Source organism: Candidatus Aeolococcus gillhamiae (genome assembly GCF_016464765.1).
GTDB lineage: Bacteria > Chloroflexota > Dormibacteria > Aeolococcales > Aeolococcaceae > Aeolococcus > Aeolococcus gillhamiae.
In genome coordinates, this window is sequence record NZ_JAEKNS010000108.1 from 1 (window position 1) to 10,329 (window position 10,329).

General features: G+C 67.1%; 11 protein-coding genes and 1 pseudogene. 3 read left to right on the top strand and 9 right to left on the bottom strand.

Going from position 1 to position 10,329, the window contains the following annotated elements:
• Window positions 1-217 precede the first annotated feature (217 nt).
• The 5 genes and pseudogenes from JF886_RS10380 to JF886_RS10400 form a co-directional block, all read right to left on the bottom strand.
• Window positions 218-538, bottom strand: coding sequence for a hypothetical protein (locus tag JF886_RS10380; protein ID WP_337312176.1), 321 nt, complete (start codon window positions 536-538; stop codon window positions 218-220).
• 92 nt (window positions 539-630) lie between these two features.
• Window positions 631-1,398 carry a maleylpyruvate isomerase family mycothiol-dependent enzyme gene (locus JF886_RS10385; RefSeq protein WP_337312178.1) on the bottom strand — a complete coding sequence of 256 codons (768 nt, stop codon included), beginning with the start codon at window positions 1,396-1,398 and terminating at the stop codon, window positions 631-633.
• Window positions 1,395-2,006 (bottom strand): TetR/AcrR family transcriptional regulator, encoded by a 612-nt coding sequence (locus tag JF886_RS10390; protein ID WP_337312180.1) that lies wholly within the window; start codon window positions 2,004-2,006, stop codon window positions 1,395-1,397. The genes JF886_RS10385 and JF886_RS10390 overlap by 4 nt, the downstream gene beginning before the upstream one ends.
• 54 nt (window positions 2,007-2,060) lie before the next feature.
• A complete protein-coding gene (locus JF886_RS10395; RefSeq protein WP_337312182.1) occupies window positions 2,061-3,158 on the bottom strand; it encodes an IS630 family transposase in 1,098 nt (365 codons plus the stop codon).
• Between the two features lie 32 nt (window positions 3,159-3,190).
• Window positions 3,191-3,619: pseudogene (locus JF886_RS10400) on the bottom strand (Rossmann-fold NAD(P)-binding domain-containing protein); the annotation flags it as partial.
• Between the two features lie 803 nt (window positions 3,620-4,422).
• Between JF886_RS10400 and JF886_RS10405 the strand changes: the two are divergent.
• Window positions 4,423-4,641, top strand: a complete 219-nt coding sequence (locus tag JF886_RS10405; RefSeq protein WP_337312184.1) for a hypothetical protein — start codon at window positions 4,423-4,425, stop codon at window positions 4,639-4,641.
• Window positions 4,642-4,673: 32 nt separating this feature from the next.
• Here JF886_RS10405 and JF886_RS10410 read toward each other — a convergent pair whose 3' ends face one another.
• Window positions 4,674-5,039: a hypothetical protein gene (locus JF886_RS10410; RefSeq protein WP_337312186.1), complete on the bottom strand. Its 366-nt coding sequence runs from the start codon at window positions 5,037-5,039 to the stop codon at window positions 4,674-4,676.
• A 313-nt stretch (window positions 5,040-5,352) separates the two neighbouring features.
• Here JF886_RS10410 and JF886_RS10415 point away from each other — a divergent pair, with 313 nt between their 5' ends.
• Window positions 5,353-6,888, top strand: a complete 1,536-nt coding sequence (locus JF886_RS10415) for a catalase (protein ID WP_337312187.1) — start codon at window positions 5,353-5,355, stop codon at window positions 6,886-6,888.
• 129 nt (window positions 6,889-7,017) lie between these two features.
• On the opposite strand, the gene JF886_RS10420 is transcribed toward JF886_RS10415, so the two are convergent.
• Together JF886_RS10420 and JF886_RS16820 are read right to left on the bottom strand one after the other, a co-directional pair.
• A complete protein-coding gene (locus tag JF886_RS10420) occupies window positions 7,018-7,335 on the bottom strand; it encodes a hypothetical protein (RefSeq protein WP_337312189.1) in 318 nt (105 codons plus the stop codon).
• Window positions 7,257-7,634, bottom strand: a complete 378-nt coding sequence (locus JF886_RS16820; protein WP_350340579.1) for a redoxin domain-containing protein — start codon at window positions 7,632-7,634, stop codon at window positions 7,257-7,259. Before JF886_RS16820 ends, JF886_RS10420 begins: the two co-directional genes overlap by 79 nt.
• Before the next feature lie 107 nt (window positions 7,635-7,741).
• On the opposite strand from JF886_RS16820, the gene JF886_RS10425 reads away from it, so the two are divergent.
• Entirely contained in the window at window positions 7,742-8,428 is a 687-nt protein-coding gene (locus JF886_RS10425) for a haloacid dehalogenase type II (protein ID WP_337312191.1), read from the top strand.
• 633 nt (window positions 8,429-9,061) lie between these two features.
• Here JF886_RS10425 and JF886_RS10430 read toward each other — a convergent pair.
• Window positions 9,062-10,096, bottom strand: coding sequence for an NAD(P)H-dependent flavin oxidoreductase (locus JF886_RS10430; RefSeq protein ID WP_337312193.1), 1,035 nt, complete (start codon window positions 10,094-10,096; stop codon window positions 9,062-9,064).
• Window positions 10,097-10,329: the final 233 nt, after the last annotated feature.

Below are 10,329 nucleotides of genomic sequence, written 5' to 3' on the forward strand. Positions count from 1 at the left end.
TCGATGTTCTTCTGGTCTTCGTGGGGCGGGTTCGGCGGCGGCCGTCGCGGCGGCAACAGCAGCACGACCGTGGCGCCTCCCGGCAGCACGACGACGAGGGTCGAATAACCTCAGCAACACGACGCAGAAAGCGGGCCGGCATCGCGCCGGCTCGCTTTCGCCATTTAAGGAGGCGCTGCGAGGGTAGAACGGAACCCGCTTCGAGAGGCGGCCTGCGCTAGCCGGTGGCGGCCTTGCCCTTGTTGGGCTGGTGGTGCGCGGTGAGCGAGGTCCAATCCGCCTTCTTCGGGGGCCCCTGCACGCCGCCCTGCTGGAGCGCTGCGCCGAGGCGTTCGTTCATGAATTTCTCCTGAGACTCGCGCGAGTCCCAGACCTCGACGACGATCCAGCCGGTCGGGGTCTTGCCGCCGGCGTGGGTGATCATGCCCGCCGGCCAGTCACCATCGCCGTTCTCCGGGTCGATGCCGAGCGCCTCGTTGACCTTGCGGTAGACGTCCTCTCCGAACCCGTCAAATTCGAGCACCAATAGCTCCGCCATGAGATGCCTCCACGGTCGTGCGAACTGGAGTCCGCTGCGCCGCATGATGGCAGCGCCGATGGGACGTCCGTCGCGGCGCTCAGCCGGTTCCGCTAGAACGGGACCCTCGTGGCGACAAGGCCGGTGCCGGGAGCGCGACCGGCGAGGATCCAGCAGAACTCGACAGCGTCGAGCTCGATCTCCTCGCCGCCAACGCCGCTGCACCAGCTGCCCCCGGCGGGGCCGGTGAGGGTGAGCGCGAACGGCCTGCCGTGGCGGAGCGCCCACTCGGCGACGACGCCTTCGACGATGCGGCCGTCGTGCCCGGGGGTGAGCGCCATCTCGCGGCCGGTGGCGCGGCAGATGTCGGCACGGTGGATCCACGGGTCGCGGGTGAAGATGGTGTCGACCAGGAATCCGTAGGACCAGCGCTCGGTGTCGAACGGCGGGTCCTGCTTGAGGCGCACCGCCGAGCGCATCGGCGCCGGGACGCGGCGGCGGGCGCGCACCGCCCTCGGTGCGACGGCTGCGAAGCGCTCGATGAGCTGGTTGGTGGTGAGCCGGACGCGCTCGCGGACCTGGGTCGCGGTCATCTCATCGACGAACGCGCCGCCCTGCCGCCTGGCTGCGCTGCGGGCGTCGTGGACGAACTGGCGGATCGAAGCCTGCGCCTCGGCCATGCCGAGCATGTGGCCGGCCATGGCGCGGACGTCCCAGAGCTCGCAGACCGTCTGGCGGCCCCACTCGTCGGGCGCCAGGCTGCGCAGGAGGTGGAGAACCGCGTCGAACTCGGCCGCGGCCACGACCATCGCCTCGGCGTGACCCAGGGCTGGGATGGTCGCCACATCGGTGGCCGGCGTGGCTGCGGTCATCGTGGTCATGGCTGTCTCCTGCCCCCTGCTGTCTTGCTGAACACGTGATCGAGGTACATGTCGACGGCATCGTCGACCAGGCGCACCCAGCGGTCGCCGCCGGGCTCGTTGGCGGTCTGCTGCGCCGACAGCCCTGCCATCACCGCGGCGCCGAGATCGAAATCGGCCGGGTCGGCCAGGCCGGCGGCGTGGAAGCGTTGCCGGCCCTGCTCGAGGACCTCGAGCGCGAGCGCATACGACTCCGCTGAGGGCTCGAAGTCCGGGATGGTGCGCTGGAACATCAGCTGGTAGCGGGCGACGTCCGCGGTGCTGAACTCGACGACGACGTGGGCGAGGAGGCGCATGGCCTCGCGCGGGTCGTCCGGCCAGGCCTGCTTGGCGATGCGCTCGAGGAGCTGACGGTTGGCGTCGGCGAACATGGCGTCGTAGATGGCGTGCTTGGAGTGGAAGTACCAGTACAACGACGGCGGCCGGGTGCCGATCTTGGTCGCCACGTCCCGGAGGGTCAGCGCGGCCAGTCCGTGAGCGCGGGCCAGCTCCCAGGCCGCCTCGAGGATCTCGGTGCGGGTGGCCTGGTGGCGCTCCGCGCGGCGATCGCGGACGGGTTCAACTATCACGGTTCGGATTATCTAATGGCGTTAGAGGATTGTCAAGAGAGGTACCTGTCATCGCTAGTGCACTGTCTTCTTGAAAGGTTGACGGTGCATGCTGGTGAGGATCTGCTCGGCTGACTTGATCCAGACGAAGGGTTTGCTGGTCTGATTCCAGGCGTCGAGGAAGCGCTGGATGGCATCGACCAGGGCTGCGAGGCTGGTGAATGCGCCGCGCCGAATGGCTCGCCGGCTGAGAACCGAGAACCAGGTTTCCACCTGGTTCATCCAACTCGATCCGGTGGGTGTGAAGTGAAGCTGGACACGGGGGTGGCGGCGCAGCCAGCGCTTGACTTCGGGGGTCTGGTGGGACGAGACGTTGTCGAGGACGATGTGCAGTTGCTTGCGGGGGTAGACGCGGACCAGCAGGGTGAGAAAGGCGAGGAACTCTTCGTGACGATGGCGCTGGTAGCAGGTGCCCGTCACCGCGCCGGTGGCGACCTCGAGGGCAGCGAAGAGGCTGGTGATGCCGTGGCGGACGTAGTCGTGGCTGTGCCGCTCCACCTGGTGTGGCTTCATCGGCAGCAGCGGTTGGGTGCGATCCAAGGCTTGGATCTGGGTCTTCTCATCGACACAGAGGACGATGGCGTTCTCCGGGGGGTTCATGTAGAGCCCGACCACGTCGGTGACCTTCTCCTCCAGCAGCGGATCGTTGCTGTGCTTGAAGGTGCGGGTCCGATGGGGTTGCAGCCCCATGTCCCGCCAGATGGTGTTGATGGTGCCGTGGCTGACCCCCAGGTGGGTGGCCAGGCTTCGGGTGCTCCAGTGCGTGACTCCGCGAGGTGGCTTGCGCAGCGTGGTCCGCACCACCTGCTCGACGAACTTCTGCCCATAGATGGGCGGGCGTCCGCGACCCGGCGCGTCGTCGAGTCCGTCGACGCCGGCCTCGGCGAAGCGGGCCCGCCACTTCAGCACTGATGGCTTCGAGGTGTTCAGCTGCGCTGCGATCACGTCGTTGGCCAGCCCGTCGGCGGCGAGCAGGACGATGCGCGCACGCTGGACCTGCCGGTGTGGGATGGCATGGCTGCGAGACCAGGTCTCGAGCACCTCGCGCTGCTCCGCAGAGACGTAGAGTGCAGCTGCCGCCGATGACACGACAGCATCATCCCAGACAGCCATCTCACCGTCAATCTATTTGCTGGACGCTGCACTAGCTCATTGTTCTTGTGGAAGACGTGCACCTGGAACGCGCCATCGGCCGACCAGCGATTCATGGCCTCCCAAGCGATCAGTGTCAGGCGCCGGTCGATGGCGAGCTGCGTGACGGCCTCGTCCTGGACGCAGTGCGGCCAGCCCCACAACACCTGCCGTTCTCGGAGGTCGGACAGGTCATCGGTGGTCGGCTTGGGGAGGAGGCAGACATCGCACTCCGCGATGAGTTGCTCGCGGGATCGGAGGCCGCCGACGAGAGGTGCAAGCCGATCGTCAGAGACGCCGAAGCGCTCGCCGTAGCCCGATTCGAGAAAGATCCGCGCGCGGAGGGCGGGGTCGATCCGGTCGAGGTGCGACGGGTGAATCGGCAGGCGGTATTCGTTGGGCTTGTGGGATCGGGCGATAACCCCGAGGCTCAGCCGATCCACGCAGTCCCTCGATCCTCAGCGACGGCGTCCGTCGGCCGGGACGTGCGCAGAGTTCGTCGGTGCAACGTGGTCCTCCCTCCGCCCGCCGCCTTGTGCTCAGTGTGGAGCGTCGCATGATCGGCTCCTTTCCCGCTCCACCCCCTGGAGGCCCATTGCGAATACCGACGCGGCCGTTCTCGTGGAATTCCACCCTCTCCGCCAAATTTGAATTCAAACCTGACATCACGGCACTCAGCGAAGGTGATCGGTGAGCGCTGCCTGGGTGGCCGCTCGGGACCCGGCCGAAACGCGTCAAGGTAGTTCCGGTCCACCATGGCCATTTCTTCGCGTATTCGGAATGCGGGTCTGGCGTGACGAACAGCGCCGCGCGCCGCCCTCGAAGAGCGGTGTGGCGGCTCACCGCGTAACTGTGCAGGCTACCTACGGGATTGGCCGCTGCTGCGGCCGCCCTTATCCAGATCCGGACGTTCGGTACACGGCGCGCCGAACCCGGCCTTCTCGTAGGCACCAGCGCGATACTAAGGGGGTGCACGTCATGCAGGGCCGCCGTGAGCGGTTCGGCGCGGAGCGGAACGCGTTGCGGAAGGCAGGCGGTCAGACCTTCCTGTTCCGTGGGTCACGGCTCCACGGACGCCTTCCTGCTAGCCCGGCCCGGAGCCTTTTTCTCCAGCGCCCCGACCAGCTCAGAGTTCAGAAATCCGTGCGGCCAGTGAAGCGAGTGGACATTGAGCGACCGCAGCGCCACCATGGTATGGAGGTAACCGGTCGCGGTAACGGCGACGGCACCAAGCGAGGAGTTGGCCATGACCGACCAGTCGAACGCTCCCGACGAGACCACCCCCGATGAAGCCGCCCAACGCACGCACGACGGCAACGCGCACGCTGATCATGTGGAGACCGGTGAGCAGACTCGCGGCGCGACGCAGCGCTGGGGCGCAAATTCGCCTGGCTCGAACACAATCCCCGCTACCGGGGAAAGCCCACCGTCCGAGGAGAGCGACAAGCTTCCCAACGAGAGTTAGTTGACGGGGTCGCGGCGCTATTCCGCAGCCTGTTAGGTGTGCTGGCGCTCCAGACCTTTGGCCAAGACGACGCCGTAGAGAACATGGTCGGCGGCGAAGGCCGCGCGCTCGATCAGCCGGGGCGTTCGAGCTTGGCTCAATCCGAGCGCGGGAGCCAATCCCAACTCGAAGCTGAGCCAGATCAGGAGCCCGTACACGGGGCCGGCCCAGCCGCGCCGGCGCACGCTCCGGGGAAGCACCCCGAACAGCGAGCCGCCTGCGGCCCCGAATCCCCAGTGTGAAAGCTCGATGGCCGCGCCCCGCAGCCCCGGAGGGATCTGCTTGAGGACTCCGCCGGCACCCTGCTGGGCCATCGCCTCCGGTGGCGTTTCTCCCACCAAGCCGAGCTCGTTTGTCATGGTACGCATCCCACTCATGGCCATGGCCGCTACGGCACCCCAGCCACCGGCTTGAAGCATGACGCTGGCTTTTCCGGGCTCTGAGCGCGCGCCCATTGCTGGCCTCCGCTGAAGGGATGGTCGGTTCCACGGAGCGGCCCGCGGCCCGGGCGTGAACGATACGCGAATGCTGACACTTCGGTACGCGTGCGAGGCATCTTTGACGGGTGGCGACAGCCGCGATGCGAAGCTGCCAAGGCTACGCTGACGTCTACGGCCAGCGTCTCTTCCCGCCTCCCGAACCGCGTTCACGACAAGGTCGTAAGATGGGTCGATGAACGAACCCAAGTCCCCGGCGACCACGAACGACTCGGGGGTCCCGGCGCCGAGCGACGAATACTCGCTGACGGTTGGCGCAAGCGGGCCCACGGTGCTCCACGATCACTACGTCGTGCAGAAGATGCAGCACTTCAACCGGGAGCGGGTTCCCGAGCGGGTGGTACACGCCAAAGGCACCGGTGCGCACGGCTTCTTTGAGGTCACCGAGGACGTCACCTGGATCACCAAGGCGAGCTTCCTCGCTGAAGTCGGGAAACGTACGCCGATGTTCGCCCGCTTCTCCACGGTGGCCGGTGAACAGGGCTATGCCGACACGGTGCGCGACCCTCGCGGCTTCGCCTTAAAGTTCTACACCGACGACGGCAACTATGATCTGGTCGGTAACAACACGCCGGTGTTCTTCGTCCGGGACGCGTCGAAGTTCCAGGACTTCATCCATTCCCAGAAGCGGCTCCCCGACACCGGGATGCGCGATAACGACATGCAGTGGGACTTCTGGACGCTGTCCCCGGAGAGCGCTCACCAGGTGACCATCTTGATGTCGGACGCCGGGACGCCGCGCACCCTGCGCCACATGAACGGTTACAGCAGCCACACCTTCTCCACCATCAATGCGGCCGGCGAGCGCTTCTGGGTCAAGTTCCACTTCAAGACCGTCCAGGGCCGCGAGAACTTCTCCGACGCTGAAGCCAGAGCGATGACCGCCGAAGACCCAGACTTTCACCGGCGCGACCTGCGGGAGGCGATCATTCGCGGCGACAACCCCGAATGGCGATTGGAGATGCAGGTTATGCCCTTCGCCCAGGCCGCGGGATACCGGTTCAACCCATTCGACCTCACCAAGGTGTGGCCGCACGGGGATTACCCGCCCATCCAGGTGGGTCGCATGGTCCTAGACCGCAACCCTGCGAACTTCTTTGCCGAGGTCGAGCAGGCGAGCTTCTCGCCCGCCAATCTGGTACCCGGTATCGGGCTGAGCCCGGACAAGATGCTGATGGGAAGGATCTTTTCCTACCACGACACCCATCTGCACCGCATCGGCCCGAACTACGAGCAGTTGCCGATCAACGCGCCAAAGGTCGCGGTGCACTCCTACAACAAGGATGCGCACATGACCTTCAAACACGCCGGCGCTCAGCCCGTCTACGCTCCTAACTCCTATGGCGGCCCGCAGGCCGACACCGACCGCGCGGCCGACCTGGGCTGGCCGGTTGACGCCGGTGAACTCGGTCGCTACGCCTACGCAAAGCACGCCGAGGACGACGACTTCGGCCAGCCCGGTACGCTCTACCGCGATGTCTTGAGCGATACCGAGCGTGACCACCTCGTGACCAACATCGTTGGCCACGCCAGTGACCACGTAAGCGCCCAGGTGCAGCAACGCGTCATCGCCTACTGGACGCGCGTCGATACCCAACTCGGTTCCCGCGTCGCCGCCGGCCTTGGCCACGGTGGTGGCGAGGGCAGCCGCCAGGGTCCCGTCACCGAAGAAGCCGCCAACCTCATCGCATCCAGAGCCAATCGAGCCTGACCGTCACGTGACGGACCGGCCTACGGCCCGTACAGCGCTTCCGCCTAACGCGTGCCACCCCGAGCACGCGGCGGGGCGCGCGGCTCGCTAGCTGTCCAGCGCCGTCGCTCCATCGGTTGTGGCCCTGTTTCAGGCTCGGCCGAACGTCGTGTCCGGGTGCTTGCGCAGATAGTCGATTCCCGGCGGGAGATCCTCCGCCCGCGGACGACCGAACGGCATGCTGGTGATCGCCGCGTACTGCGGGATGTTGTCGGGTTCACCAGGAACACCCCCGGCTCCGAGAACCGGGGCGGCATGTCTGGACCGTAGGCGTCGCTGATGTACAGACCCCATGCGCGCCCGTGGGCTGTCGATGCCGAAACCGAGGGTCACACGGTCGACGGGCCACTCCGAATGGCTCCGCTGGGCGCGCTGCCGGTCATCGCTGCTGACCGCGATGACGTCCACGCCCTCGGGGCAAAGTCGTCGAGCCGGCGGTCGAGGTCACGCAGCTGAACCCTGCAGACTGGGCAGTGATTGCCCCGATAGAAGACAATCATGGTGAAGTCTTCCGGACAGCGATCAGCAAGACGGAAATGCGAACCGTCGAGGAGTTCGCACTCCAGGGTGGGCGCCTCCGAACCGGGGGCGACGGGGCGCGCGCTGGACAGTTCGCTGATGATGTTCGTCATGGAGCTACCCCTGTGCTGTTCGCTGGCGTCGTGGCGGCATGCGACACGGTGCGGCGTCCCACCGTCGTCCAGCATGCCCGACGCGCACTCCTCATCGGTTCGGTTTCGAGCGCCACGGTGTGGCGCGACCGGACAACGCCGCGCGGGCCTCCGATGAGGCACTAGCGTGGTAGCGTCGGCTCATGGCTCGACCCCCCGCCGTGGTCCTGTTCGACGTGATCGAGACTCTGTTCTCGCTGGAGGCGGTGCGCACACGCTTGAAGGGTGCGGGGCTCGGGGATGATGGTGTCGATCGCTGGTTCCCCCGGTTCCTTCGTGATGGGATCGCGCTCGCCGCATCGGCGGACTTCCGGCCCTTCCGCGAGGTCGCCCAGGCGTCCCTCCACGACGCGCTTCGCATTGCCGGCGCGGACGCGTCGGACGGCGCGGTCGACAACATCCTCGAGGGCTTCAGTGAGCTCGATGTCTACGACGATGTACGGCCCGCGCTGGAGTTTCTTCGGGATCGTGCGATCCGTGTCCTGACGCTGAGCAACGGCAGCGCCGCGTCCGCTCGTCTCTTGCTCGACCGAGCCGGCGTCGCCCCGCTCGTTGAGAGCGCACTGTCAGCCGACGATGTCCGGCTCTGGAAGCCGCGGCCCGAGCCGTACCTGCACGCATGCGCCGCGGTGGGCGTGCCTCCCGACCGCGTCGCGCTGGTGGCCGTGCACGCCTGGGACATTCAGGGGGCGGCGTCTGCCGGGCTGATCACCGGCTGGTGCGCGAGGCTGGAGCGTGAGTACTCGCCGCTTTTCAGAACGCCGGATGCCACCGGCGAGACACTCCTCGGCGTGGTGCGCGCTCTCGCGGCGCTCGAACCCGCGCAGTAGGGCGACGCTCACGGGCTCTTCCGGCTTAGGTGCGGGGCGCCGGGTGATGCGACCAGTTATCGCCAACCATGGCCGCTACGGTGGCCATTGGGCCCCAAACGGGGCGGCATTGGCCGACCCTGGGCAACCCCCGGCATCACGATGGCTCCCAGATCCGTATTCAGAACGGTCTTCAACAACCCCGGGCGACACGTCACGTCACCGTGATCGCCGCTCTCGAAAAGCGGTGTGGTTAATAGCCACCGTGGGTTCGAATCCCACCCTCTCCGCCATTTTCGTATTCAAAGCTGATATCACGGCACTCGGCAAACCTGCGCGGTGAGCTCAGGAATGGTGGCCGCTTAGGCCCGCGCGAAACGCGTCAAAGTAGTTCCAGTCCACCATGGCCGTTACTGCCCCGTATCGGAATCAGCCTCTGGCGGGCCGCACTGCGACGAGCCACTCGCCAAAGCGGTGTAGTGAACCGCCACCCATGCCATGGGCTTGTGGCTTGGCGGTGGGAGCGCCTGCCCTGCTCTCGCTGACACCAGGCCGAGCGGGCGCGGGGTCGGGGCGCCGTGGCTCGTCGCTCCGTAGCGTCTCAACGCATTACCGGTAACCGGCGTGCTTGGCGAGGCCGGCGCCCCTCCATCCTCATCTGGTCAACCGGGCGAGTGCAGCCCTCGTCTCCTCAACGATCGCGGACATGAGCTCCGCGGCCGGAAGCTCGCGAGCGTGGCCCGCTGCCTGGCCCCCGAGATACCAGCCATGGCCATTGAGGCACCGGAAGTCGGCGGTGAGGGCACGCTGCACCTCATACGGCGCAGGCCGTGGACCCGCAATCAGCTGGTCGACGAACGGCGTGCGCGCTCCGCGGGCGGCGCGGCCCGTGTACGCGTCGCTGACGACCGACGGGAACGTACGGAGCGCCTGTCGCCACACCGCGTCTGCACCTGATTCCGCGCAGAAGAGGAACGCAGTCCCCAATTGGACACCGGCAGCGCCCAGAGTGAGGGCCGCGGCAACGCCTCGACCGTCCACGACGCCCCCGGCGGCGATGACCGGGACAGAAACGGCGTCCGCGACCTGTGGGACCAGGGCGATCAACCCAACAAGCGCGTCGGCTGGTGGTCCGAGGAAGGTGCCACGGTGACCGCCAGCCTCCGCGCCCTGCACGACAATCGCATCCACGCCCGCCCCCTCAAGCGCGAGCGCCTCCCCGACGGTCGTGGCTGTTCCGATCGTCACGATCCCTTCGAGGCCGGCGATGGGCACGATCCCGAAGGTGAAGCTCAGCACGGGAACACGCTCATCGACGATGACGGTCAGCTGCTCGTCGAGTGTCCAAGTGCGCGCACGCGGGGGCGCCGGTTCTGGCAGCCCGAGACGGCGGCGATGTCGCGCCAGCTCCCCGCACACCGCCTCCAGCAGCTCCGGTTCGACGGTGGCGGGCGGCTCGGCCGCAAAGAGGTTGACCGCGAACGGTCGCGCCGTGCGCTCGCGATACATGCGAATCTCGTCGCGCAACCGGCCCGGCGACAGGATCGCGCCCGCAATCGAGCCGAGGCCCCCGGCGTTCGAGACAGCGACGGCGAGGTCGACGGTGGACGGTCCGCCCGCCATCGCGGCCTGCACGATGGGGTACGTGGTGCCGAGCAGTCCGGTCAGGCGCGTCTGCGGCCAGCGCATCGTCTCGATGGTAGGACGGCAGGAGACCGGATGCGATTGGACCAATAGGCAGCCGGCATGCGAGGCCATCTGCGCCACCCCCGGAAAGCGTAGATCAGATCGGCGCAGGGGGAGCGAAGAGCTCGATCGGAATGCCGTCAGGATCGTGGACCGTCAGACCAGAGCCGAAGGGTAGGTCGGCGATGCCTCCGTGTGGGATGTGACGCTCGGCGAGCCACGCCGCCCATTCATCG

Excerpts from the sequence above, each read along its gene's own strand:
- JF886_RS10380 (WP_337312176.1), bottom strand. The coding sequence starts at position 538 with ATGGCGGAGCTATTGGTGCTCGAATTTGACGGGTTCGGAGAGGACGTC.
- JF886_RS10385 (WP_337312178.1), bottom strand. The coding sequence starts at position 1,398 with ATGACCACGATGACCGCAGCCACGCCGGCCACCGATGTGGCGACCATC.
- JF886_RS10395 (WP_337312182.1), bottom strand. The coding sequence starts at position 3,158 with ATGGCTGTCTGGGATGATGCTGTCGTGTCATCGGCGGCAGCTGCACTC.
- JF886_RS10405 (WP_337312184.1), top strand. The coding sequence starts at position 4,423 with ATGACCGACCAGTCGAACGCTCCCGACGAGACCACCCCCGATGAAGCC.
- JF886_RS10410 (WP_337312186.1), bottom strand. The coding sequence starts at position 5,039 with ATGACAAACGAGCTCGGCTTGGTGGGAGAAACGCCACCGGAGGCGATG.
- JF886_RS10415 (WP_337312187.1), top strand. The coding sequence starts at position 5,353 with ATGAACGAACCCAAGTCCCCGGCGACCACGAACGACTCGGGGGTCCCG.
- JF886_RS16820 (WP_350340579.1), bottom strand. The coding sequence starts at position 7,634 with ATGCTGGACGACGGTGGGACGCCGCACCGTGTCGCATGCCGCCACGAC.
- JF886_RS10425 (WP_337312191.1), top strand. The coding sequence starts at position 7,742 with ATGGCTCGACCCCCCGCCGTGGTCCTGTTCGACGTGATCGAGACTCTG.
- JF886_RS10430 (WP_337312193.1), bottom strand. The coding sequence starts at position 10,096 with ATGCGCTGGCCGCAGACGCGCCTGACCGGACTGCTCGGCACCACGTAC.